The organism is Pseudomonas poae (assembly GCA_028869255.1).
GTDB lineage: Bacteria > Pseudomonadota > Gammaproteobacteria > Pseudomonadales > Pseudomonadaceae > Aquipseudomonas > Aquipseudomonas poae_C.
In genome coordinates, this window is the sequence record CP110972.1 from 5,443,446 (window position 1) to 5,467,644 (window position 24,199).

Annotated in this window: 18 protein-coding genes and 1 pseudogene; 8 read left to right on the forward strand and 11 right to left on the reverse strand. The window is 60.9% G+C overall.

The window, feature by feature from the left end:
* Positions 1-150: 150 nt before the first annotated feature.
* The 4 genes from LRS56_24715 to LRS56_24730 form a co-directional block, all read right to left on the reverse strand.
* Positions 151-1,161 carry a class 1 fructose-bisphosphatase gene (locus LRS56_24715; protein ID WDU61947.1) on the reverse strand — a complete coding sequence of 337 codons (1,011 nt, stop codon included), beginning with the start codon at positions 1,159-1,161 and terminating at the stop codon, positions 151-153.
* Between the two features lie 109 nt (positions 1,162-1,270).
* A complete protein-coding gene (locus tag LRS56_24720; protein ID WDU61948.1) occupies positions 1,271-2,626 on the reverse strand; it encodes a DUF3999 domain-containing protein in 1,356 nt (451 codons plus the stop codon).
* On the reverse strand, positions 2,623-6,141 hold the full coding sequence (locus tag LRS56_24725; protein ID WDU61949.1) for a DUF2339 domain-containing protein: 3,519 nt from the start codon (positions 6,139-6,141) through the stop codon (positions 2,623-2,625). Before LRS56_24725 ends, LRS56_24720 begins: the two co-directional genes overlap by 4 nt.
* A gap of 157 nt (positions 6,142-6,298) precedes the next feature.
* The gene (locus LRS56_24730) at positions 6,299-8,749 is read right to left on the reverse strand and encodes a glycogen/starch/alpha-glucan phosphorylase (protein WDU61950.1); all 2,451 of its coding nucleotides are present in this window, start codon (positions 8,747-8,749) and stop codon (positions 6,299-6,301) included.
* 237 nt (positions 8,750-8,986) lie between these two features.
* Here LRS56_24730 and LRS56_24735 point away from each other — a divergent pair, with 237 nt between their 5' ends.
* Positions 8,987-9,421, forward strand: coding sequence for a YkgJ family cysteine cluster protein (locus tag LRS56_24735; GenBank protein WDU61951.1), 435 nt, complete (start codon positions 8,987-8,989; stop codon positions 9,419-9,421).
* 193 nt (positions 9,422-9,614) lie between these two features.
* Here the strand turns inward: LRS56_24735 and typA are convergent, their stop codons facing one another.
* Entirely contained in the window at positions 9,615-11,435 is a 1,821-nt protein-coding gene (gene typA, locus LRS56_24740) for a translational GTPase TypA (protein ID WDU61952.1), read from the reverse strand.
* 139 nt (positions 11,436-11,574) lie between these two features.
* Positions 11,575-13,029 carry a tRNA 4-thiouridine(8) synthase ThiI gene (gene thiI / locus LRS56_24745; protein WDU61953.1) on the reverse strand — a complete coding sequence of 485 codons (1,455 nt, stop codon included), beginning with the start codon at positions 13,027-13,029 and terminating at the stop codon, positions 11,575-11,577.
* Between the two features lie 334 nt (positions 13,030-13,363).
* On the opposite strand from thiI, the gene glnA reads away from it, so the two are divergent.
* Positions 13,364-14,770 (forward strand): type I glutamate--ammonia ligase, encoded by a 1,407-nt coding sequence (glnA, locus tag LRS56_24750; protein WDU61954.1) that lies wholly within the window; start codon positions 13,364-13,366, stop codon positions 14,768-14,770.
* 73 nt (positions 14,771-14,843) lie between these two features.
* On the opposite strand, the gene LRS56_24755 is transcribed toward glnA, so the two are convergent.
* The gene (locus LRS56_24755) at positions 14,844-15,083 is read right to left on the reverse strand and encodes a DUF6124 family protein (GenBank protein ID WDU61955.1); all 240 of its coding nucleotides are present in this window, start codon (positions 15,081-15,083) and stop codon (positions 14,844-14,846) included.
* Between the two features lie 431 nt (positions 15,084-15,514).
* On the opposite strand from LRS56_24755, the gene LRS56_24760 reads away from it, so the two are divergent.
* The 4 genes from LRS56_24760 to ntrC all read left to right on the forward strand — a co-directional run bounded on the left by LRS56_24760 (position 15,515) and on the right by ntrC (position 19,633).
* Positions 15,515-16,054, forward strand: a complete 540-nt coding sequence (locus LRS56_24760; GenBank protein WDU61956.1) for a chorismate mutase — start codon at positions 15,515-15,517, stop codon at positions 16,052-16,054.
* Between the two features lie 130 nt (positions 16,055-16,184).
* On the forward strand, positions 16,185-16,676 hold the full coding sequence (locus LRS56_24765; protein ID WDU61957.1) for a hypothetical protein: 492 nt from the start codon (positions 16,185-16,187) through the stop codon (positions 16,674-16,676).
* 438 nt (positions 16,677-17,114) lie between these two features.
* Complete coding sequence (glnL, locus tag LRS56_24770) at positions 17,115-18,200, forward strand: nitrogen regulation protein NR(II) (GenBank protein ID WDU61958.1); 1,086 nt, start codon at positions 17,115-17,117, stop codon at positions 18,198-18,200.
* Positions 18,197-19,633, forward strand: a complete 1,437-nt coding sequence (gene ntrC, locus LRS56_24775; GenBank protein ID WDU61959.1) for a nitrogen regulation protein NR(I) — start codon at positions 18,197-18,199, stop codon at positions 19,631-19,633. Before glnL ends, ntrC begins: the two co-directional genes overlap by 4 nt.
* Before the next feature lie 626 nt (positions 19,634-20,259).
* On the opposite strand, the gene LRS56_24780 is transcribed toward ntrC, so the two are convergent.
* Positions 20,260-20,700 carry a hypothetical protein gene (locus LRS56_24780; protein ID WDU61960.1) on the reverse strand — a complete coding sequence of 147 codons (441 nt, stop codon included), beginning with the start codon at positions 20,698-20,700 and terminating at the stop codon, positions 20,260-20,262.
* Between LRS56_24780 and LRS56_24785 the strand changes: the two are divergent.
* A pseudogene (locus tag LRS56_24785) lies at positions 20,699-21,153 on the forward strand (tRNA (cytidine(34)-2'-O)-methyltransferase). The gene LRS56_24780 and the pseudogene LRS56_24785 overlap by 2 nt on opposite strands.
* A 151-nt stretch (positions 21,154-21,304) precedes the next feature.
* Here LRS56_24785 and secB read toward each other — a convergent pair.
* From secB to LRS56_24800, 3 genes are read right to left on the reverse strand one after another with little or no spacing between them, the layout of a single operon-like run.
* Positions 21,305-21,781 (reverse strand): protein-export chaperone SecB, encoded by a 477-nt coding sequence (secB, locus tag LRS56_24790; protein ID WDU61961.1) that lies wholly within the window; start codon positions 21,779-21,781, stop codon positions 21,305-21,307.
* A gap of 41 nt (positions 21,782-21,822) precedes the next feature.
* Complete coding sequence (gene grxC, locus LRS56_24795) at positions 21,823-22,077, reverse strand: glutaredoxin 3 (GenBank protein WDU61962.1); 255 nt, start codon at positions 22,075-22,077, stop codon at positions 21,823-21,825.
* Between the two features lies 1 nt (position 22,078).
* Complete coding sequence (locus tag LRS56_24800; GenBank protein ID WDU61963.1) at positions 22,079-22,492, reverse strand: rhodanese-like domain-containing protein; 414 nt, start codon at positions 22,490-22,492, stop codon at positions 22,079-22,081.
* 151 nt (positions 22,493-22,643) lie between these two features.
* On the opposite strand from LRS56_24800, the gene gpmI reads away from it, so the two are divergent.
* Positions 22,644-24,170: a 2,3-bisphosphoglycerate-independent phosphoglycerate mutase gene (gene gpmI, locus LRS56_24805; protein ID WDU61964.1), complete on the forward strand. Its 1,527-nt coding sequence runs from the start codon at positions 22,644-22,646 to the stop codon at positions 24,168-24,170.
* Positions 24,171-24,199 lie beyond the last annotated feature (29 nt).

The window sequence follows — 24,199 nt, forward strand, 5'->3', positions numbered from 1 at the left end:
GCTTGGGTATCTGCCAGAAGCTTAGAAGGGAAAAGAGGTGTCTGGTTCCCGACCAGCGAAAACAAAAAAGCCCCGAAAACGCTGAAACGTTTCGGGGCTTCTTTAAGGGTGAACCGGCTCACAACAACGCCGCTTACTTATCGCAGCGGGTTACTTCTTGTGATAGGCCGTTACACGCTCAACTTCTTCCTTGGAACCCAGGAATACCGCCACACGCTGGTGCAGGCCTTCGGGCTGAATGTCGAGGATGCGCTGGTGGCCGTCGGTGGCCGCGCCGCCCGCTTGCTCAACCAGGAACGACATCGGGTTGGCTTCATACATCAAACGCAGTTTGCCCGGTTTGGACGGCTCGCGGCTGTCGCGTGGGTACATGAACAGGCCGCCACGGGTAAGGATGCGGTGCACGTCGGCCACCATCGCAGCGACCCAGCGCATGTTGAAGTTCTTCTTCAACGGCCCTTCCTCGCCTGCCATCAACTCACCTACGTAGCGGGTGACCGGCTCTTCCCAGTGGCGCTGGTTGGACATGTTGATCGCAAATTCCTGGGTGGAAGCAGGGATCGAAATGTCTTCGTGGGTCAGCACGAAGCTGCCCATTTCGCGGTCCAGGGTGAAGCCTTTTACGCCGTCGCCCAGGGTCAGTACCAGCATGGTCTGTGGGCCGTAGATCGCGTAACCGGCAGCCACCTGCTCGGTGCCCGGCTGCAGGAAGGCTTTTTCGTTCAGGGCTTCGTTCTGGCTCAGGTATTCGTTCGGGCAACGCAGTACCGAGAAGATGGTGCCGACCGGTGCGTTGATGTCGATGTTGGACGAGCCGTCCAGTGGGTCGAACACCAGCAGGTAGGCGCCCTTCGGGTATTTGCCCGGGATCTGGTAGGCGTTGTCCATTTCTTCGGACGCCATGCCGGCCAGGTGGCCGCCCCATTCGTTGGCTTCCAGCAGGATCTCGTTGGACAGCACGTCGAGTTTCTTCTGCACTTCGCCCTGCACGTTCTCGGTGCCCATGCTGCCCAGGACACCGCCCAGTGCGCCTTTGGAGACGGCGTGGCTGATTTCCTTGCAAGCACGCGCCACCACTTCGATAAGGAAGCGCAGATCGGCAGGCGTGTTGTTGCTGCGGGTCTGCTCAATCAAATAGCGACTCAAGGTAACGCGGGACATGGAAGGCTCCGGAGAATGGGGGGGCTAAAAACCCGCGCAGTTTAGCGCGAGTCGGGGCGTATTTCCTCCTATCAGAGGATTTAAACCCAATAGAGTTCATGGACTTTATTTAACGTGCCACCGGCGGCTTGCGCAGCAAACTGTAGGCCATGGCGCCCAGGGCCGCCACGCCGAGCAGCAACACGGCCCAGAGCCCGAGCTTTTGCCAGCCCGGCGCCGCCTCGACAGCGGCGGCAACCGCCGGCGAGGTGACCACGACTTCGCCGGCCACCTTGGCCTGCCCCAGCGTGTTGAAGCGCTCGGCGCTGTAATCCGGAATCAGCGTCGACAGCGGCAAATTCGCCGCCTTCACCGTCGCACTCCCCAGCGCCAGGGTAAACGGCGGCTCACCGCGTGCCAGGAACACCAACTGCGTGGCGCGCACCGCAAAACGCAGGGCCGGCGCTTCAACGCCCAGGCCGCCGCCGCGCTCGTCCACCTGCAATTTGAGTTCACTGACCGCCTGGCCAGGCAACTGCAATTCATCCTGCACCACGTCCTGGCCTTTCTGGCTCAGGCGGTACAGCAAACCGTTACTCAATGGCTGCCAGGCCTGCTTGCTGTCCCTGCGCCCCGACAACGTGACGGGCGCCAGCGTGTTGGGTTGCTTCAGCTCGATGCGCAGCCGTTCGAGATTCAGCCCCGTAGGCAGCTGCCAGCTGTATTCCCCCGCGTTGAGCCGCGTGCCGGCAAGCGGCTGCGACCACACCAACGGCAGCGGCAGGCTGCTGCTGGACGCGCTCACCAGTTTGGCCGAGGTCAGCAATGGCGCCGCCTGACCTTGCCACACCAGGCGCAGGTAGCGCGCCGACTGCCCCGGCAGGCTGACGTCATGTTGCTCGACCCGTTCGTCGGCAAACGACAAACGCGCCACTTGGCCATCGCCCCAGCGCTGCCAGTGCTGCAAATCATCGCTGGCCTCGATGCTGAAACGCTGGAAGCCTTCCTGCTCGTGGCTCCAATCGAGGGTCAGTTGCTGCAGTGGGGCCTTGATCGCGCTGGCGTCGAGCACCCAGCCACGCAGAATCTGCTTGCCGGGTTTGGCTGCGGTAGCCGGTTTGATTTCCACCAGGGTGCCGGAGGTGGTGGCTTTCATCACCACGCCGGGCAGCGCTTGCTGGGTGTCGGCGGCGTACAGCGGGAACCACTTCACGTCGGTGACCATGCGGTTTTCGCTGCGCTGGGCGGGCTGGCGTGACAGCGCATAGGCTTGCGGCTCACCGGCGGCGTTGAACACGCGCACATCGCTGAGGTCGGCCTGGCGTGCGCCCAACTGCACCGCCAGCGGCAGCTCCAGACGATACCAGGGCCCGCTGCCACTGACGCTCAGCGGCACGTGGGTGGTGAAATCGGCAGGCGCTTCCTGGGCCCACACCGACCACGTCGTACAGATGCCCAGCACGACCACGCTCAACTTACCGATCAAGAGGATGCTCCTTCAGTTTCCACCACAGGTTCGGCACGCTTGGGCGGCAGCGGCGCAAAATAGCCCACCACCAGCAACAGCCCGCCTACCCCGATAAACGACACGATCCGCGCCAGCCCGCCACGGTTGCTCAGCTCGACAAAAAACAGCTTGGCGACCACCACGGCAATCAACGCCGCGCCGATCAACCACACTTCACGACGATGGCGCAGGTGGCCGCCGATCATCAGGCCGAGCGCGATCAGGGTCCACACGATCGACAGCCCAGCCTGCACCAGCATCGACGCCAGCAACGCATCCAACTGGAACGGCACGCCGCCCCAATGGTGTGCGGTGCGCATCACCAGCGCGGTAAAGAAGGCAAACAGCGAAATACCCGCAACCCCCTCGGCGACCAGCTCAGCACGCGGCCCGCGTTGCGGCGCCACACTGCGTGCCCACAGGTACACGCCCAGCAGCGCAAACAACAGGCCCAGGTCCAGCGGGCTAAGCAGCGGCACATAGGGCAGTGGGTTGGCCGTGCCGTCGCTGAAAATATTCGCCAGCCAGAACCAGCCGAGCATCAAGGCCGCCAATGGCAAGGCCGCCAATACTCGGTACTCCCTTGGATACGCGGCCACCGGCCATGGCCAATGGCGCGGCGCAGCAGCCAGCACAAGGTAGAGACTTGGCAGGATCGCCCAGCCCAGCCAGCGCCAGGCGTTGTATTCGGCAGACAACCTGAGCAAGCCGTAACGCAACTCCAGCGCCAGCATGCCGATCAGCATCCAGCAGCCCAGCACGTGGGCCACGCTCAGTGCCTTGGCGGGCACGACCGCCGCCAAACGTCGCAGCGAGATGAAATGCACCACGAATACCGCCGGCCACGCCAGCCAACCGTACTGCGCCGCAGGGTGGTAATAGGTATGCGCGCACACCAGCAGCACTACGCCCACCGCCGGCATCAGCATTGTGGACAGCACGCCCAGCGACCCCCACTTCAGGCGCGAAGCCAGCAGCGTCCAGATCGCCACGCTGGTCGCCGCGCAACCCAGCAGGAACGCCCCCTGCAACGCCTGCGGGATAAAGCGCAACACTTCGCCGCCCAGCGCGATCGTCCACCACGCCGCGCCCCACACCAGCAGCAGGTCGGACAAGCGTTGCAGCTTAAGCACGGCAAACATCGGCGCATGGGGTTCACGCTGCAAGCGCCAGGCACCGACCAGCGCGGCCAGGCCCAGCACCATCGGCGTCCAGAACCCACTGTGGGCCAACGGGCGCAAACCCTCGCCGGTCAACGGCCCGAGCAGCTCCGGCACGGCCACCAGGAACGAAGCGCCGCCGAGCAGTTGCAGCAACAACCCGAATACAAAACTGACGCGCTGTTGCAGGTACAGGCTCAACCAGATAACCAACAACCCACTGGCCGCCCACACGCCGCTGGCGCTTTCCCACGGCAGCACGAACAACACCGCGAGGTTGATAAGTACGAGGCCCGCCAGCAACACCACCGACAACCCGCGCAACAGCCGCACATCGCTGCGCACCAGGGTGTCGCGTGCTGCCAGCAGCATGCCGCCGATCAGGGCCAGGCCGATCAACGAGGCGGTGAGCAAACCGCTCCAGCCCGCATTGAACACCGCTACCCCGTCGCCACCTTGCAAACGCAGCAGGAACAACACACCGCCCAGCAGTTGCACGGCAAACGCGCTGAACAGGAAGGTCCGCGAGCCAATGCGCAGGCCGATAAACAGGGTCACCAGACCGGCAATCGCCCAACTGATGGCGGTGCCTTGGGTCAGCAACAGCAGCGGCGCGAGCAGGTACAAAAAGCCCAGGCCAAGGCTTGCCAACACCGGTACGCCCTTGCGCTCCCACGCAGTCGCTTGCTCCACTGGCGCCCTGCGCAATTGGTCGAAGCTGAACAACAGCGCCGCGCCCAGCAGCAACGCCCCCAGCGGCGCGCCGTCGAGCAAGCTGTGCTCGCCGATGCGCAGTTCGCTGAGGAAGGTGACTGCCGAACCCAACTGCAACAACAGGCCGAATGCCCGCGCCAGCGGCCGTTGCTGCCGCAAGCCCAGCCAGAAAATCCCCGCGCCCTCCACCGCCCACGCCGCCGCCGTCCAGCGCGCATCGAGGCCCAAGGGGATCGCCAGGCTGGCAAAAATCACCCCCAGGGCCAGGCAAGTCTCCGCCAGCAGCAAGGCGCGCCCGCCGCTCAGCAGGCGCGCCAGGCCCATGTAGATGATGCCCAGGCCCAGTGCGCTGAATGCAGCGGCAAACTCCAGGTGCTGCACCAGCGCGAACTGCAAGCCAAAGCCCACCAGCGGCGGGCCGAACAGCATGCTGCCGTCCACGTAATCGCCCTTGGCGGCAGACCAGCGCAGCAGCGCATCGCGGCCCTGGGGCGCATCGCCCATTTCTTGCAATTTACGTCGGGCGAACAGCAAGCCGATGGCCAGGTACATCAGGAAAAACAGGATCAGAAACGGCTCGGTACTCCACAGCAACTCCGGCGTATACGAACGCATGCCCCAGGCAAAGCCGATACCGAAAGTGCCGACAAAGCCGATCAAGTTGAGCAGGCGCCAGGCCTTGAACCAGGCAATGGCGAGGATGCCTGCGTTGAGCAAGGCAAAGTAGCTGAACAGCGCCACATGGTTACCGGCACCGGTTGAGGTGAGAATCGGCGCGGCAAACCCGCCGAGCGCCGCCGCGCAGGCCAGCCCCAATGCATCCTGGGTAATCGCCAGAATCGCCGAAAACACGGTAACCGCCACCAGCAGGCCCAGCGCCGCACTCGGGTCGATCAACGGGTGCAGGCGCATGGCGGCAAACACCGTGAGGTACAACACGGCGATCCCGGTGCCTTGCAGCATCAAGCCATAATTGCTGTTGCGCAGCCGCAGCCACCAGCCCAGCCCCAGCAGGCCCACGGCGGCAGCGCCAACCCCGGCGTAACGCAGTTCGATCGGCACCACCATGCCTTCGGTGGCGTAGCGCAACAGGAACGCCAGCCCGAGGAACAACAACACCACGCCGACCCGCAGCACGGTGTTGCCGCCAAACAGCCAATTGCGTGCGCCGCTGATGGCGCGCTCGATCAGGTTGGGGCCACGGGGGGTTGCGGGTTCTTCAGGCTCTGGCTTAGGCGCAGGCGCCCACACATCATCCGGCAGCGGTTGGCTGGCTTGCGCAACCACAGGGGCAGGCGCCAGATCCGCCGGCAATTCCCAAACGAGGTCGGGTGCTTTGGTGATGACAGGGGTCGGTTCAGGGAGGGGCGGTTCGACAGTGACGTTGCTCGTCGGCGCGGGCAGTGTTTCCAGATGCCGCATGCGCTCACCCAGCGCGATCAACGCCTTTTGCGTGGTTTCCAGCTGACGAGCTTGCTGGTCCGCTTGAGCCGACAGCCGCGACAGGCGAATCGCCTGGCCGATGCCCAAGCCCAGCAGCGCACCGATGCCTGCATCACTGAACGACTCATCGAGCGTCCAGCCGAGCACCAGGCCAATCAGCATGAAAATCCATTGCATGGTCGATATTCCCTAGACGAACCGAGGCCTAGTATATCGACGCGCAATCAATGTGGGAGCGGGCTTGCTCGCGAATGCGGTGTGCCAGTCGACATATTTGTTAACTGAGACTCCGCATTCGCGGGCAAGCCCGCTCCCACATGTGGATCTGCGCCGTTTAATCCAATGCTTTCCAGATCTCCGTCGCGTATTCACGGATGGTGCGGTCCGAGCTGAACCAGCCCATTCGCGCCGTATTCAGCACCGCCGAGCGCCACCACGCCTTGGAATCATGCCAATGCGCCTCGACCCGCGCCTGGGCGTCCCAGTAGGAGTCAAAGTCGGCACAGACCAGGAAGCGGTCGTAGTCGATCAGCCCGTCGATCAGCCCCACATACCGGCCCGGGTCATCCGGCGAGAACACCCCGCCCCGAATCGCTTGCAACACATCGTTGAGGCGATGGGAAGCGGCCACTTCCGGCCCGGCGTGGAACTCACCGGCGTGCTTGCGGGCTTCCACCTGCTCAGCGCTGAGGCCGAAGATAAACATATGCTCGGCGCCCACGCGCTCGTGCATCTCCACGTTGGCGCCGTCCATGGTGCCGATGGTCAGCGCGCCGTTGAGGCCGAACTTCATGTTACTGGTGCCCGAGGCTTCAAAGCCGGCGGTGGAGATCTGCTCCGACAAGTCCGCCGCCGGAATGATGCTTTCCGCCAGGCTGACGTTGTAGTTGGGCAGGAACACCACCTTGAGCAAACCGCGCACGGTCGGGTCGTTGTTGACGGTGCGGGCGATGTCGTTGGTCAGTTTGATGATCAACTTGGCCTGGTGATAACTGGCCGCTGCCTTGCCCGCGAAGATCTTCACACGCGGCACCCAGTCGGTGCCCGGCTCGGCACGAATCGCCTGGTACAGCGCCACGGTGTGCAGCAGGTTCAGCAACTGGCGCTTGTACTCATGGATGCGCTTGACCTGCACATCGAACATCGCCGCCGGGTTCACCGAAATGCCCAGACGCTCATGAATGATCTCGGCCAGCGCACGCTTGCTGTGCAGGCGCTGGTCAGCGAAGGCTTTGCGGAAGGCCTGTTTCTCGGCGAAGGTTTCCAGCTCCGTCAGGCGGGTTTCCATGGTGTCGAGAATGTCCGGGCCCAAGGCTTCCACCAGCATCTCGGTGAGTTTCGGGTTGGCCTGGTACAGCCAGCGGCGGAAGGTGATGCCGTTGGTTTTGTTGTTGATGCGCTCGGGGTACAGCTTGTGCAACTCCGAGAACACCGTGCTGCGCATCAACTGGGTGTGCAAACCGGACACGCCGTTCACGCTATGGGAGCCGAGGAACGCCAGGTTACCCATGCGCACGCGGCGGCCGTTGTCTTCTTCGATCAGCGACACGGCGCGCAGCACGTCGAAGTCGTGGATGCCCTTGGCGCGCAGCGAGTCGATGTGCTGGGCGTTGATCAGGTAGATGATCTGCATGTGCCGCGGCAGCATGCGTTCCATCAAACCTACAGGCCAGGTCTCCAACGCCTCGGGCAGCAAGGTGTGGTTGGTGTAGGAAAGGGTTTCAACCGTCACGTCCCACGCGGCTTCCCACGGGATGTCGTGCAAATCCACCAACTGGCGCATCAACTCGGCCACGGCGATGGAGGGGTGAGTGTCGTTGAGCTGGATCGCCGCGTGTTCGCCCAGGCTCAGTACCGAGCCGTGCATGTTCTTGTGGCGGCGCAGCAGGTCTTGCAGCGAGGCCGAGACGAAGAAGTACTCCTGGCGCAGCCGCAGTTCCTGCCCCGCTTCGGTGCTGTCGGCCGGGTAAAGCACTCGGGAGATGCTTTCGGCGCGGGCCACTTCGGCGACGGCGCCCAAGTGGTCACCGGCGTTGAAGCGCTCCAGATGCAAGTCTTCCACCGCCCGTGCACGCCACAGGCGCAAGGTGTTGACGCTGGCGCCACGCCAGCCGACGACCGGGGTGTCATACGCCACTGCGCGTACGGTTTCGTTGGGCGACCACACCTGGATCAGTTTGCCGGAAGAATCCGGCAGGGTTTCAACGCTGCCGCCAAAGCCGATCGGGTAAATCACCTCGGCCCGTTCGAATTCCCACGGGTTGCCGAAATCCAGCCAGCGCTCGGTCTGCTCCTGCTGCCAGCCATCGACAATCGCCTGACGGAACAGGCCGTGTTCATAACGAATGCCATAACCGTGGCCGGCAATGCCCAGGGTCGACATGCTTTCCATAAAGCACGCCGCCAGGCGGCCGAGGCCACCGTTGCCGAGCGCCGCGTCGGGCTCCAGCAGGCGGATGCGCTCCAGGTCCACGCCCAGTTCGGACAGGGCTTCGCGAGCGATCTCCAGCACGCCGAGGTTACTCAGGCTGTCGTAGAGCAAGCGGCCAATCAAAAATTCCAGGGAGAGGTAATACACCCGCTTCTGGCCTTTGCGGTAAATACGCCTCGTATGGTCCATCCAGTGGTCGACCATCTGGTCGCGAGCGGCCAGGGCAATCGCTTCGAACCAGTCATGGTCGAAGGCGTGATCCGGGTCCTTGCCCACCGCATAGGTGAGTTTGGTCAAGACAGCATCGCGGAATGCGGCTACCTCTGCTTCTCGTGCAAGCGGTTCCTGAGACATCGGTGCGACCTCGGGCGAGATTGAAGGAGTTGCTAGAGCCTAGTCGGTCTGACAGACGGTAGACGGTCTGGTTCGGCAGTTTTTTAACTCATTCACCGTATGCGGGAAATTGATGCAGGGGCCGTGCCTGCTTTCGTCACCCGCACCGTTGGAGATGAAATCTGCAAAATATTGTTCAAAAAACCACCAATCCCGGTATGATCGCGCGCCCGGATACCGCCCCACCTTGGAACCCTGATGAAGCCTCAACTGATCGCCGCCGCGGAACTCGACCGTCTCGAGACCTGGCAGAAATATTCCGCCCACATGTGCGGTGGCTGCGTGTCCAGCTGCTGCACGCTGCCGGTTGAGGTGAAGATCAAGGACCTGATCCGCATTGGCATCGTCGATGAGTTCGAGCGCGGCGACCCGCCGAAGAACATCGCCAAGCGTTTGCAGAAGGAAGGCATCGTCGAGCGCTTCAATTCCAAATCCGAGATTTTTACCCTGCAGCGCATGAGCAACAACGACTGCCTGTACCTGGATCGTAAGACGCGCTTCTGCACTATTTATGACAAGCGCCCGGATACCTGCCGCAACCACCCGAAAATCGGGCCGCGCCCGGGATATTGCGCGTACAAGCCGAAAGAAGTGGTGCGCGAGACCAAGTTCAAGACCCTCGACAAGTTCTGATCCAGGAGATCTAGAGACCTTTCGGGCCTCATCGCAGGCAAGCCAGCTCCCACATTTTGATCTGTGAACACATTCAAGTGTGGGAGCTGGCTTGCCTGCGATGGGGCCAACACAGTCACCACACAAACTGCAGGCACAAAAAAACGCCCCCGGCCTTTCGACCGGGGGCGTTTTTCATTCAGCCTGAGTTAACTCAGTTCTTGGCTTTCTTGGCAGCGCGGGTACGCTCGCCTTCGTCCAGGATCTTCTTACGCAGGCGGATCGACTTCGGCGTCACTTCGCACAGCTCGTCGTCCTGGATGAATTCCAGAGCCTGTTCCAGGGTGAAGCGAACAGGTGGAACCAGGGCGATGGTTTCGTCTTTACCCGAAGCACGCATGTTGTCGAGCTTCTTGCCTTTGGTTGGGTTGACGCCCATGTCGTTGTCACGGCTGTTCAGACCAACGATCTGACCGTTGTAGATCTCTTGACCGTGCTCAACGAACAGCTTGCCACGCGCCTGGAGGGTTTCCAGGGAGTAGGTCAGTGCCTTGCCGGTTTCTACCGATACCAGAACACCGTTCTGACGGCCGGACATGTCGCCGGACTTCATAGTGTCGTAGCGATCGAAGATCGAGGTCAGGATGCCAGCACCGTTGGTCAGGGTCAGGAACTGGTTACGGAAACCGATCAGACCGCGAGCAGGGATGTTGTATTCCAGACGCACACGGCCTTTGCCATCCGGCACCATGTTGGTCAGGTCGCCTTTACGCAGGCCCATCTCTTCCATGACCTTGCCCTGGGATTCTTCAGGGGTGTCGATGGTCACGTTTTCGAACGGTTCCTGCTTCACGCCGTCAACCTGACGGATGATCACTTCAGGACGACCAACGCCCATTTCGAAGCCTTCGCGACGCATGGTTTCGATCAGTACCGAGAGGTGCAGCTCACCACGGCCGGAAACCTTGAACTTGTCAGCCGAGTCGCCTTCTTCAACGCGCAGTGCAACGTTGTACAGCAGCTCTTTGTCCAGACGTTCCTTGATGTTACGGGAAGTCACGAACTTGCCTTCTTTACCGCAGAAAGGCGAGTCGTTTACCTGGAAGGTCATGGAAACGGTTGGCTCGTCAACGGTCAGAGGCTTCATCGCCTCGACGTTGTCCGGCTGGCACAGGGTGTCGGAGATGAACAGCGAGTCCATACCGCTCACGCACACGATGTCGCCGGCGAACGCTTCTTCAACGTCGATGCGGTGCAGGCCGTGGTGACCCATCAGCTTCAGGATACGACCGTTGCGCTTCTTGCCGTCAGCACCGATAGCCACAACTGGAGTGTTCGGCTTGACGCTACCACGAGCGATACGGCCAACGCCGATAACACCCAGGAAGCTGTTGTAGTCCAGTGCCGAGATTTGCATCTGGAACGGACCGTCACGGTCAACTTTTGGAGCCGGTACGTTGTCGACGATCGACTGGTACAGCGGGGTCATGTCTTCAGCCATGTCGGTGTGTTCCAGACCGGCAATGCCGTTCAGGGCCGAGGCGTAGACGACTTTGAAGTCCAGCTGTTCTTCGGTAGCACCCAGGTTGTCGAACAGGTCGAAGATCTGGTCCAGAACCCAGTCCGGACGCGCGCCTGGACGGTCAACCTTGTTGATGCACACGATCGGACGCAGGCCGGCTTCGAAAGCCTTCTTGGTCACGAAACGGGTTTGCGGCATAGGGCCGTCTTGAGCGTCAACCAGCAGCAGAACGGAGTCAACCATCGACATCACGCGTTCTACTTCGCCGCCGAAGTCGGCGTGGCCCGGGGTGTCCACGATGTTGATGTGGTAGCCGTTCCAGTTGATAGCGGTGTTTTTAGCCAGGATGGTAATACCGCGCTCTTTTTCCTGGTCGTTGGAGTCCATCACGCGCTCGTCGTTGAGCTCGTTGCGCTCCAGGGTGCCGGATTGACGCAGGAGTTTGTCTACCAGGGTGGTTTTACCATGGTCAACGTGGGCAATGATGGCGATGTTACGTAGATTTTCGATCACTTGTGTATCTCGATCAGAGGATTCGGTGTGCTGACAGGTCGTGGCAGCGATTAACAGTAGAGTCAGGCCTTGCCGTTACAGCTTGACGGCAGAGTCGGGGGGCCGGTGACGCAGGCCACAGGCAAACAGCCCCGGGCTCTTAGCTCGGTCGATAAACGCGCACATTGGCATACCCCTCACTGAGCAAATGGTGGGCATGCAGGCGACTCATCACGCCTTTGTCGCAATACAGCAGGTACTGACGGCTGTTATCCAGTTCCTTGAAACGCGCGTTCAGTGCGTAGAACGGCAGCGTTTGCACGTCGATGCCGGCGATTTCCAGCGGCTCATCTTCCGCGGCATCCGGGTGACGGATGTCGACGACAATCTGGCCGGCCAGGGCTTCGCTGACTTCTTCGATTTGCACATCCTGGCCCAACTCGTCGATCACGCGATCGATCGGGACCAGTTTGGCGTTCTCGAGCGCACGCTCCAGAATCGCCATATCAAACTGTTGTTCTTCATATTCCACGCGGTTGCGCTTGGCGTGGGTCTTGGGGTTCACCGAAATGACCCCGCAGTACTCAGGCATATGCTTGGCAAAGTCGGCGGTGCCGATCTGTTCTGCCAGGTCGATGATGTCCTGTTTATGGCTGGCGATCAGCGGGCGCAAGACCAGCTTCTCGGTGACGCAATCAATCAGCGATAGGTTCGGCAGCGTCTGGCTGGACACCTGTGAGATCGCTTCACCGGTCACCAGCGCATCGATCTGCAATTGATCGGCGATTCGGGACGCAGCGCGCAACATCATACGCTTCAATACCACGCCCATATGACTGTTATCGACTTTGCCGAGAATTTCGCCCAGCACTTCCTCGAACGGTACGCTCACAAATAGCACGCGTTGGGAGCTGCCGTACTTCTTCCAGATAAAGTGCGCGACTTCCATCACGCCCAATTCATGTGCACGCCCGCCCAGGTTAAAGAAGCAGAAGTGGCTCATGAGGCCGCGGCGCATGATCTGGTAGGCCGCGACCGTGGAATCGAAACCGCCGGACATCAGCACCAGGGTCTGTTCGAGGGCACCCAGCGGGTAGCCGCCGATGCTGTTGTGCTGGCTGTGGATCACAAACAACCGTTGGTCGCGAATTTCCATGCGCACTTCAATTTGCGGCGCTTTCAGGGAAATTCCGGCGGCGCCGCACTCGCGACGCAGCGTGCTGCCGACGTATTTCTCCACATCCATGGAGCTGAACGGGTGTTTGCCGGCGCGCTTGCAACGCACCGAAAAGATCTTGCCTTCCAGCGACTCGCCGTAGTGCAGCTTGCACTTCTCGGTGATGTCGTCGAAGTCGCCCAGCGGGTACTCATCCACCTGCAGGAAATGCGCGATACCCGGCATGCAGCTCAGGCGCTCGGTCATGTCCTTCAAGGCTTTGGCGTCGGTGATACGGGTTTCCAGCTCGAGGTTGTCCCACACGCCATTCACCACCACAGCCGGGTCCAGATCGCGGAGCACGGCACGGATGTTCTTGGCCAACTGACGGATGAAACGCGTCCGTACCGGTCGGCTTTTGATGGTGATCTCGGGGAAGACTTTTACGATTAATTTCATGGAAACAGCGCGCGCCGGGCCTGCTGAAAAAGGGGGGCGCGGATTATAGCGGAAATCGCTCAAGGTTTAACCAGTTAATATGCATCACAGGTTGCGCGCACCAAAACAGGTCATTTATATAAACGGACGCCTGTTTTCGGTGCGTTATTTATTCCGCTTCAGCGGATTGCACCGTTATAGGGGCCATTTTGAGGCAAAAAGGCCATGTTGGCGCACTGGCATGCAATTTGCTCTCTTGTGAGGCAGGTTGCCATGGCGGACTATCCGCGCCGGCATCACCCACATTCTAAGGGCTAACTCCACTACCCCAGCCCGAAGCCACCCGGAGGACACTATGTCGAAGTCGGTTCAACTCATCAAAGATCATGACGTTAAATGGATTGATCTGCGCTTCACGGACACCAAAGGCACTCAGCACCACGTGACCATGCCGGCTCGCGACGCGCTGGATGACGCTTTCTTCGAAGAAGGCAAAATGTTCGACGGTTCCTCCATCGCCGGCTGGAAAGGCATCGAAGCCTCCGACATGATCCTGATGCCGGACGACAGCACTGCCGTGCTCGACCCGTTCACCGAAGAAGCCACCCTGATCCTGGTGTGCGACGTGATCGAGCCTTCGACCATGCAAGGCTACGACCGCGACCCACGTGCGATCGCCAAGCGTGCCGAGGAATACCTGAAGTCCACCGGTATCGGTGACACCGTATTCGTAGGCCCAGAGCCAGAATTCTTCATCTTCGACCAAGTGAAGTTCAAGTCCGATATCTCTGGTTCCATGTTCAAGATCTACTCCGAACAAGGCTCCTGGATGTCCGACCAGGACGTGGAAGGCGGCAACCATGGCCACCGTCCAGGTATCAAAGGTGGTTACTTCCCGGTTCCGCCGTTCGACCACGACCACGAAATCCGTACCTCCATGTGCAACGCCATGGAAGACATGGGCCTGGTCATCGAAGTGCACCACCACGAAGTGGCCACTGCCGGTCAGAACGAAATCGGTGTGAAGTTCAACACCCTGGTAGCCAAGGCTGACGAAGTTCAGACCCTGAAGTACTGCGTACACAACACTGCCGTGGCTTACGGCCGTACCGCAACCTTCATGCCTAAGCCTCTGTACGGCGATAACGGTTCGGGTATGCACGTTCACCTGTCCATCGCCAAAGATGGCAAGAACACCTTCGCTGGCGAAGGTTATGCCGGCCTGTCCGACACCGCCCTGTACTTCATCGGCGGTATCATCAAGCACGGTAAGGCCCTGAACGGCTTCACCAACCCGTCGACCAACTCCTACAAGCGTCTGGTCCCAGGTTTCGAAGCACCGGTAATGCTGGCCTACTCGGCTCGCAACCGTTCCGCCTCGATCCGTATTCCTTACGTGTCCAGCCCTCGTGCTCGCCGTATCGAAGCACGCTTCCCGGATCCGGCTGCCAACCCATACCTGGCCTTCGCTGCCCTGGTAATGGCTGGCCTGGACGGTATCCAGAACAAGATCCACCCTGGCGATGCCGCCGACAAAAACTTGTACGACCTGCCGCCTGAAGAGGCCAAAGAGATCCCACAAGTGTGCGGCAGCCTGAAAGAAGCCCTGGAAGAGCTGGACAAGGGCCGTGCGTTCCTGACCAAAGGCGGCGTGTTCAGCGACGACTTTATCGATGCCTACATCGAGCTGAAAAGCGCAGAAGAAATCAAGGTTCGCACCTTCGTACACCCACTGGAATACGAGCTGTACTACAGCTGCTGATCCGGTAGCGCCGCTGCTTGAAGCGGCGTGACAAAAAAGACCTCCTTCGGGAGGTCTTTTTTTTGCCTGGGATTTAGCGGGTCGGGGTATGGCGGTCGAGCATCTTGCCAACCATCTGCGTGCCCAGCGCACTCAACTGGTGGATGGCCAGGACCGTATCGCGAGTTTTACCTTCCAGCGCTTCAGACAGGTCGAGCAACAATGCGCTGACTGAGGAGAAGGTTTCCAGGCTATTGACCATCAGGGCTTCGTCGTCGGTATCGGGGGCGATGGTGAAGACGGATGAAGGCGGATTTGGGGTTGCTTTGAACATGTCTTAACTTCCTCGAATGAGGCCGCCATCGACTCGCTACTAAACGATAGGGTGGCAGCTGGGCGCAGGTTAGTAGACCGGGGAAGTTAAGCAAAAGCCGGCGCACCCGAAGGTGCCCTACGCACAGCCGCCATATAAGGCCGGTGTGGTACGACTTAACTTAACCCTCAGGCTACTAAACCTGATCGCTCATAAGCAGCGACCGAGCAACCTTAGAGACGACAAGCCAGCCGTACAAGCCGGCGGATTCTGGCGTAACTGTAGGCAAGCGCGCAAGTTGCGGTAGCCTCGAACTGACGCAGCTCTTAATCTGCAAACCCAATCAAAAATGTGGGAGCGGGCTTGCTCGCGAATACGGTCTATCAGCCACCAGATGCATCAACTGACACACCGTATTCGCGAGCAAGCCCGCTCCCACAAGGAGTTCACCGTTGAAATATAGCCTTGCACTCGCCCTGCTGCTCGCCAGCGCCTGCGCATCCGCTGCTCCCCCCACCACCCTCGCCCCACTGCTCACCAGCATCGCCGAGCGCCTGACCATCGCCGACCAGGTCGCCCTGAGCAAATGGGACAGCCACAAAGCCGTGGAAGACCGCCCACGGGAACAGGCCGTGATCGCCAGCGTAAAAGCCCAGGCGCCCGACTATAAAGTGGCGCCCGAGGCGGCGGAGCAGTTCTTCAGCGCTCAGATCGAAGCCAATAAACTGGTGCAATACGCCCGGCTGTCCGACTGGCAGCTTCAAGGCAAGGCGCCCGACACCCCGCGCCCCGACCTGGTCGGCAAGATCCGCCCCGAACTGGACCAGCTGCAAAAACGCCTGTTGCAACAATTGGCCGACTTCAGCCCCGAACGTACCAACCCCCAGTGCCCACAATGGCTAGCCCTGGCCGTGCACGAGCCGCGTTACGAGCCCCTGGTCCAACTCGCAATGACCCGCGCCACAGCCGAGCTGTGCATCTATAAGCCATGACGGACGAGGGCCTGCTTCACTGAAGGCCCTTTCCCACCCCCTCGTAAAACCGCAGAAATGTCTGACATACCCCAGATAACCGAGCCTCTACGATTGCGCGACCTGCCGCCACCCGCCGACGTACTTCGCGATGAACCCCACCTGCAAGCGCCTATCCTCGCTGATGCTGATGCTCAGCCCCCTGACCGGCGCACAAGAGAGCATTCCTTCCCCAACCACCGACTTTGTGCCCACTGCATGGACCGTGCAGGCGCCCGAACGCGACAGCAAGATCATCAGCGCGCGCATTGAAGGCATGGCCGCTCACGCCGACGAGACCAGCATCGCGATCCTGCATGTCGCCTGTTATCGCTCACCCTTGCGCCCGGTGATCTCGCTGTACACCCACACCGATGAACTGCGCTTCAACCCCAACATCTATGAAGGCCCGGATGCCCGGTCAACCGGCCCGCTGAGCCTCACGACCGGCGCACTCCCTCCCACACCTACCGCGTCAAGGGCTACTACAGTGCAGAGCCCACGCAACAACACGGCGTGCTGTTCAAGTTCACCATGCCTGCCAATCGCCGCGAGTTACGCGAGTGGATCAGCGATGACATGGCCGGCCAGCTCATCAGGATAAAATTACCTTCAGCCGCCCCCGGAGACGCGCCACTGACTGCGGATTTTCTACTGCCACGAAACAACGCCGGCCTGCGCGAAGTCATCACCCCGTGCCTGAACAATCGAAAGACCACGCCGAAAAAACCTACCTGAATCCGCCACGCTAAGATTGCGCAACCTGCCGCCCTGACCCACTGCCAGGAAAGCCTTTTTCAGCTTTCCTGAACGGACCCGCCAAAACAGCACTATATTGGTGCAATACACTGCACCCTCCCCACCTGCCCAGCCCATTTTGGTTCGAAACTTCCTGATCAAGCTGGCAGAACGCCACAGTTTCGAGCCTGAAACCCCTATTTCAGGGGTTTAACGCTTCTTTTCGGAGCCTTGGTTTGGTTTTTGCATTTTCCTTGTATCAGCGTGTGCCTCAAGCCCGCGCCTTGCTCCAAAAGAGGTCCTGATGACCATCAACGATGCACTGCACCGTTTATTACTCGACAACCTGACCACCGCGACCATTCTGCTCAATGACGACCTGCGCCTTGAGTACATGAACCCGGCGGCGGAAATGCTCCTGGCCATCAGTGGCCAGCGCAGCCATGGGCAGTTCATCAGCGAATTGTTCACCGAATCGGCCGAAGCCTTGAGCTCGTTGCGCCAGGCGGTGGAACAGGCACACCCGTTTACCAAGCGCGAAGCGATGCTCACGGCGCTCACCGGCCAGACCCTGACCGTCGACTACGCCGTGACGCCGATCCTGAGCAACGGCGAGACGTTGCTGTTGCTCGAAGTGCACCCGCGTGACCGCCTGCTGCGCATCACTAAAGAAGAAGCGCAGCTGTCCAAGCAGGAAACCAGCAAGATGCTGGTGCGCGGCCTGGCGCATGAGATCAAAAACCCGTTGGGCGGGATTCGCGGCGCCGCACAACTGCTGGCCCGCGAGCTGCCGGACGAGAACCTCAAGGACTACACCAACGTCATCATCGAGGAGGCCGACCGCCTGCGTAACCTGGTGGACCGCATGCTCGGCTCCAACAAGTTGCCGTCGCTGGCGATGACCAACGTGCATGAGGTGCTGGAGCGCGTCTGCCATCTGGTCGAAGCCGAAAGCCAGGGCTGCATTACCTTGGTGCGCGACTATGACCCAAGCATTCCCGACGTCTTGATCGACCGTGAACAGATGATCCAGGCGGTGCTCAATATCGTGCGCAACGCCATGCAGGCCATCAGCAGCCAAAACGAATTGCGCCTGGGCCGCATCAGCCTGCGCACCCGCGCCTTGCGCCAGTTCACCATCGGCCACGTGCGCCATCGCCTGGTTACCAAAGTCGAGATCATCGACAACGGGCCGGGCATTCCTGCGGAACTGCAGGAAACCATTTTCTTTCCCATGGTCAGCGGCCGCCCGGACGGTACCGGGCTGGGCCTGGCCATTACTCAGAACATCATCAGCCAGCACCAGGGTCTGATCGAATGTGAAAGCCATCCTGGCCACACCACGTTCTCGATCTTTCTGCCTCTGGAACAAGGAGCCCCATCGACATGAGCCGTAGTGAAACTGTCTGGATCGTCGATGACGACCGTTCTATCCGCTGGGTCCTCGAAAAAGCCTTGCAACAGGAAGGCATGACCACCCAGAGCTTCGACAGCGCCGATGGGGTGATGAGCCGCCTGGCGCGCCAGCAGCCCGACGTGATCATTTCCGACATCCGCATGCCCGGCGCCAGTGGCCTGGACCTGCTGGCGCGCATCCGCGAGCAGCACCCGCGCCTGCCGGTGATCATCATGACCGCGCACTCGGACCTGGACAGCGCTGTCGCGTCCTACCAGGGCGGCGCCTTTGAATACCTGCCCAAGCCGTTCGACGTGGACGAGGCGGTGGCGCTGGTAAAACGCGCCAACCAGCACGCCCAGGAACAACAGAACCAGGAAGCCCCGCCAGCCCTGACCCGCACCCCGGAAATCATCGGCGAAGCGCCGGCGATGCAGGAAGTGTTTCGCGCCATCGGGCGCTTGAGCCACTCCAATATCACCGTGCTGATCAACGGTGAATCGGGTACCGGTAAAGAGCTGGTGGCCCACGCCCTGCACCGTCACAGCCCACGGGCAGCCTCGCCGTTTATCGCGCTGAACATGGCGGCGATCCCCAAGGACTTGATGGAGTCCGAACTGTTCGGCCATGAGAAAGGCGCGTTTACCGGCGCAGCCAACCTGCGTCGCGGGCGTTTTGAGCAGGCGGACGGCGGCACGCTGTTCCTCGACGAAATCGGTGATATGCCGGCCGACACCCAGACCCGCTTGCTGCGCGTACTGGCGGACGGCGAGTTCTACCGCGTCGGCGGGCACACCCCGGTCAAGGTCGACGTGCGCATCATTGCGGCGACCCACCAGAACCTCGAAACCCTGGTGCACGCGGGTAAATTCCGTGAGGACTTGTTCCACCGTCTGAACGTGATCCGCATCCATATCCCACGCATGTCGGACCGTCGCGAAGACATCCCGACCCTCGCCCGCCACTTCCTCAGCCGCGCCGCCCAGGAGCTGGCCGTCGAGCCGAAGCTGCTGAAAAGCGAGACCGAGGAATACCTGAAGAACCTGCCGTGGCCGGGCAACGTGCGCCAGCTGGAGAACACCTGCCGCTGGATCACAGTGATGGCCTCCGGGCGTGAAGTGCATATCAGCGACCTGCCTCCGGAGCTGTTGAGCCTGCCGCAGGACTCGGCGCCGGTGACCAACTGGGAGCAGGCGCTGCGCCAATGGGCCGACCAGGCGCTGGCACGCGGCCAGTCGAACCTGCTGGACAGCGCCGTACCGGCCTTCGAGCGGATCATGATCGAAACCGCCCTGAAGCACACCGCCGGCCGCCGCCGCGACGCTGCCGTGCTGCTGGGTTGGGGCCGCAATACCTTGACCCGCAAGATCAAGGAGCTGGGCATGAAGGTGGATGGTGGGGATGATGATGAAGGCGATGAGGGCTGAACACTAATCCCTGATCCACTGAAGATCTAATGTGGGAGCGGGCTTGCTCGCAAAGGCAGTGTGTCAGTCGATGCATTTATTGACTGACACACTGCCTTCGCGAGCAAGCCCGCTCCCACATTTGGTTCTCCACAGGGTTTCATGAACGTGCACCGCTTCAATGCACCACGAACCGGCATCGGGCACGGAGCCAACCCCTGAAATACCTGCACTGTTAACAAAACATTAAAAGCCAAAAACACCAAAGCCCCGTATTCCGGGGCTTTGCGCTTTCTGGCGTAATTTTTTGGCACAAATTGCCAACTGTGGCACGCGCCCTGCAATAACCCTTGTACTACCCAGTTTCGGGGACCTTGGTACAGGCAGGCCGAGAATCCCCTCTTTACACCCGGGGTGCTTGATGCGAATCGCGTCGCGCCCCACACCCGTTTCGGGAACCTTGGTACAGGCAGGCCGGGGATTCCCTCTTTAACACCGAAGCCTTGTAAGGCTTCACCCCGTTTTGGGAGCCCTGGTACAGGCAGGCCGGGAACTCCCTTCTTTACACCGGGGCTTATGCGGCATAGCGCCCATAGCCCCAACCCGTTTTGGGGACCTTGGTACAGGCAGGCCGGGGATTCCCTCTTTTATTCCTCCCGGAGATGGATCTCCAGCCGCCAGCGGCCATCGGCCTTCTCGCCCTTCCATTCCCCGTGCAACGGCCGAGCCGCCACCAGGTTCAGCAGCAAGCCGCCATCAGTCTTGCGCACGCGCCAGTTCACGTCCTTGTCATTGACCTTCAGTTGTCCGCCGCTGGCCTTGCCCTGGGCGTCAAACAGCAGCGCCACCGTGCCGTCGATATGCTCGCCGTGCAGTTTGGGCTCGCTGTTGAACCACACCACCACGCCATCTGCCGCCGTCTCTACCTGCTGCAACTCGACCGGATCGGGCGTGGTCAGGCGGCCGATCATCAGCCCCACCATCAGGCCGACAATCGCCAAAGAACCCATGACCCGTGGCATTAGCTTCGGTCTTGGGTCCTCTTCGGGGGTAGAATGCAGCGCATCTTTGCCTTCGGAGCCGTGCATGTTTCACGTCATCCTTTTTCAACCAGAAATTCCGCCGAATACCGGCAACGTTATCAGGCTGTGCGCCAACAGTGGCTGCCACCTGCATTTGATCGAGCCCCTGGGCTTCGACATGGACGACAAGCGCCTGCGTCGCGCCGGGCTGGACTACCACGAGTACGCCACCCTCAAGCGCCATGCCGACCTCGCCAGTTGCCTGGAAAGCCTGGGCCACCCACGGCTGTTCGCGTTCACCACCAAGGGTTCGCGGCCATTCCATGATGCCAGCTTTGCCGAAGGCGACGCCTTCCTGTTCGGCCCGGAAAGCCGTGGCCTGCCGGCCGAGGTGCTCGACGCCCTGCCGGACGGCCATCGCCTGCGCCTGCCGATGCGTGAGGGTGCCGCAGCTTGAACCTGTCCAACACCGTGGCGGTTGCCGTTTATGAAGGCTGGCGCCAGCTCGGCTTTAAATAACACCGCATAACAAATGTGGGAGCGGGCTTGTGTGGGAGCCGGGCTTGCCCGCGATGCAGGCACCTCGGTGTGTCAGTCACACCGCGGTGATGCTATCGCAGGCAAGCCAGCTCCCACACAAGCCCGCTCCCACATTTTTTACCGAGTCGACTTATTGAACCGTCGACGAACCTTCCTGTTGCATGCGCTGCAGCTCTTGAGCGTACAGGGCATCGAAGTTCACCGGCGCCAGCATCAGTGCCGGGAACGAGCCACGGGTGACCAGGCTGTCCAGGGTCTCACGGGCATACGGGAACAGGATGTTCGGGCAGAACGCGCCCAGGGTGTGGCTCATGGAAGCGTCGTCCAGGCCCTGGATCAGGAAGATACCGGCCTGTTGCACTTCAGCGATGAAGGCTACTTCTTCGCCGTTCTTGACGGTAACCGACAGGGTCAGCACCACCTCGTGGAAGTCACCTTCCAAGGGCTTTTGGCGAGTGTTCAGGTCCAGGGCAACGCTTGGGGTCCACTCCTGACGGAAGATCGCCGGGCTTTTCGGCGCTTCAAACGACAGGTCACGTACATAGATCCGCTGCAACGAGAATTGTGGCTGGGCTTCTGCTGCTTCGGTGTTCTGTTGGTCAGTCATCGCAGATCCTTCTTGATCTTGGGGTCTTTTAGGGGTTGGAGTCAGACGAGCAGCAGCGCATCGAGTTTACCGGCGCGCTCCAGGGCGAACAGGTCATCGCAGCCACCGATGTGCTTGGCGCCGATCCAGATCTGCGGCACGGACGTGCGCCCCGCCTTCTGGGCCATTTCGGCGCGCACCTGGGGTTTGCCGTCGACCTTGATCTCTTCGAAGGCAACGCCCTTTTTCTCAAGCAGGGCCTTGGCCCGCATGCAGTAAGGGCACCAATCGCTGGAATACACGACAACCTGGCTCATATCACTTCACCAGCGGCAAGTTGTCGGCCTTCCAGCTGCCGATACCGCCGGACAGTTTGGCGGCGGTGAAACCGGTCTTGAGCATTTCGCGGGCGTGGGTACCGGCGTGCTGGCCTTGGGCGTCGACCAGAATAATGGTCTTGGCCTTGTATTTTTCCAGCTCGGCCAGGCGTGCGATCAGCTTGTCCTGCGGAATATTCAGTGCGCCGACGATATGGCCGGCGGCAAAATCCTTGGCCGGGCGGATATCCACGACAACGGCCTCATCCTTGTTGACCAGTGCGGTCAGCTCCGACGTGCTCAGGCTGCGGCCACCGCGGCTCATTTCATGAGCGATCAGCAGCGCCAGCAGGATAACGAAGGCACCCGCGAGCAGGTAGTGGGCAGTGGCAAATGCAATCAGGTGATCAACCATCAAGGAGGTTCCAGGGCGTTAAAATGGCGGTAAGTATACACAGCCGTCAGGGGGGGCCAACCCCCGTAAAGCGGTGACGTGGTCGGAACTTCGCTTTAAACTGCCACTCCCTTTTCAATTGTCTTCCTTTATTACCGCCGCGAGAGGATCTATGACTACTACGCCTAAACCTTTGGTCCTGATAATTCTCGATGGCTTCGGACACAGTGAAAGCCACCATGACAACGCGGTGTACGCGGCCAAGAAGCCGGTACTCGACCGCCTGACCGCCACCGTGCCCAACGGCCTGATCTCCGGCTCGGGCATGGACGTGGGCCTGCCCGACGGCCAGATGGGCAACTCGGAAGTCGGCCACATGAATCTCGGCGCCGGACGAGTGGTCTACCAGGACTTCACCCGCGTGACCAAATCGATCCGCGATGGCGACTTCTTCGAGAACCCGACCCTCTGCGCAGCGGTGGATAAAGCCGTCGCCGCCGGCAAGGCCGTGCACTTTATGGGCCTGCTGTCGGACGGCGGCGTACACAGCCACCAGGACCACCTGGTCGCGATGGCCGAACTGGCCTTCAAGCGCGGCGCCGACAAGATCTACCTGCACGCCTTCCTCGACGGCCGCGACACCCCGCCAAAAAGCGCGCAATCGTCCATCGAGTTGCTGGACGCCACCTTCGCCGCACTGGGCAAGGGCCGCATTGCCAGCCTGGTAGGCCGCTACTTCGCCATGGACCGCGACAACCGCTGGGACCGCGTGTCCCAGGCTTACAACCTGATCGTCGACGGCCAGGCCGAATTCAACGCCGCCACCGCCCAGGAGGGCCTGGAAGCGGCCTATGCACGTGGCGAGAGCGATGAATTCGTCAAAGCCACTACCATCGGCGAGCCGGTAAAAGTCGAAGACGGCGACGCCGTGGTGTTCATGAACTTTCGCGCCGACCGCGCCCGCGAGCTGAGCCGCGTGTTTGTCGAAGACGGTTTCAAGGAATTCGAACGCGCCCGCCAACCCAAAGTGCAGTACGTGGGCCTGACCCAATACGCCGCCAGCATCCCGGCCCCTGCCGCCTTTGCCGCCGGCAGCCTGGACAACGTGTTGGGCGACTATTTGGCGAAAAACGGCAAGACCCAACTGCGCATCGCCGAAACCGAAAAATACGCCCACGTGACCTTCTTCTTCTCCGGCGGCCGTGAAGAACCGTTCCCGGGTGAAGAACGCATCCTGATCCCTTCGCCAAAAGTCGCCACCTACGACCTGCAGCCGGAAATGAGCGCACCGGAAGTCACCGACAAGATCGTCGACGCCATAGACCATCAGCGTTATGACGTGATCGTGGTCAACTACGCCAACGGCGACATGGTGGGCCACAGCGGCAACCTGCAAGCGGCGACCAAGGCCGTGGAATGCCTGGACCTGTGCGTCGGCCGCATCGTCGACGCCCTGGAAAAAGTCGGCGGCGAAGCCCTGATCACCGCTGACCACGGCAACTGCGAGCAGATGTCCGACGAATCCACCGGCCAGGCCCACACCGCCCACACCACCGAGCCGGTGCCGTTCATCTACGTTGGCAAGCGCGATTTCAAAGTGCGTGAAGGCGGCGTGCTGGCGGACGTAGCGCCGACCATGTTGATGCTGATGGGCTTGGAGAAGCCGCAAGAGATGACCGGGACGTCGATTCTGGTTTGACTCTGAGAGGCACCGCCAGCCTGTGGGAG

Bases quoted from the DNA above. Each gene is read 5' to 3' on its own strand.
- LRS56_24715 (WDU61947.1), bottom strand. From the start codon at position 1,161: ATGTCCCGCGTTACCTTGAGTCGCTATTTGATTGAGCAGACCCGCAGC.
- LRS56_24725 (WDU61949.1), bottom strand. From the start codon at position 6,141: ATGCAATGGATTTTCATGCTGATTGGCCTGGTGCTCGGCTGGACGCTC.
- LRS56_24730 (WDU61950.1), bottom strand. From the start codon at position 8,749: ATGTCTCAGGAACCGCTTGCACGAGAAGCAGAGGTAGCCGCATTCCGC.
- LRS56_24735 (WDU61951.1), top strand. From the start codon at position 8,987: ATGAAGCCTCAACTGATCGCCGCCGCGGAACTCGACCGTCTCGAGACC.
- thiI (WDU61953.1), bottom strand. From the start codon at position 13,029: ATGAAATTAATCGTAAAAGTCTTCCCCGAGATCACCATCAAAAGCCGA.
- glnA (WDU61954.1), top strand. From the start codon at position 13,364: ATGTCGAAGTCGGTTCAACTCATCAAAGATCATGACGTTAAATGGATT.
- LRS56_24755 (WDU61955.1), bottom strand. From the start codon at position 15,083: ATGTTCAAAGCAACCCCAAATCCGCCTTCATCCGTCTTCACCATCGCC.
- LRS56_24765 (WDU61957.1), top strand. From the start codon at position 16,185: ATGAACCCCACCTGCAAGCGCCTATCCTCGCTGATGCTGATGCTCAGC.
- glnL (WDU61958.1), top strand. From the start codon at position 17,115: ATGACCATCAACGATGCACTGCACCGTTTATTACTCGACAACCTGACC.
- ntrC (WDU61959.1), top strand. From the start codon at position 18,197: ATGAGCCGTAGTGAAACTGTCTGGATCGTCGATGACGACCGTTCTATC.
- LRS56_24780 (WDU61960.1), bottom strand. From the start codon at position 20,700: ATGCACGGCTCCGAAGGCAAAGATGCGCTGCATTCTACCCCCGAAGAG.
- secB (WDU61961.1), bottom strand. From the start codon at position 21,781: ATGACTGACCAACAGAACACCGAAGCAGCAGAAGCCCAGCCACAATTC.
- grxC (WDU61962.1), bottom strand. From the start codon at position 22,077: ATGAGCCAGGTTGTCGTGTATTCCAGCGATTGGTGCCCTTACTGCATG.
- LRS56_24800 (WDU61963.1), bottom strand. From the start codon at position 22,492: ATGGTTGATCACCTGATTGCATTTGCCACTGCCCACTACCTGCTCGCG.
- gpmI (WDU61964.1), top strand. From the start codon at position 22,644: ATGACTACTACGCCTAAACCTTTGGTCCTGATAATTCTCGATGGCTTC.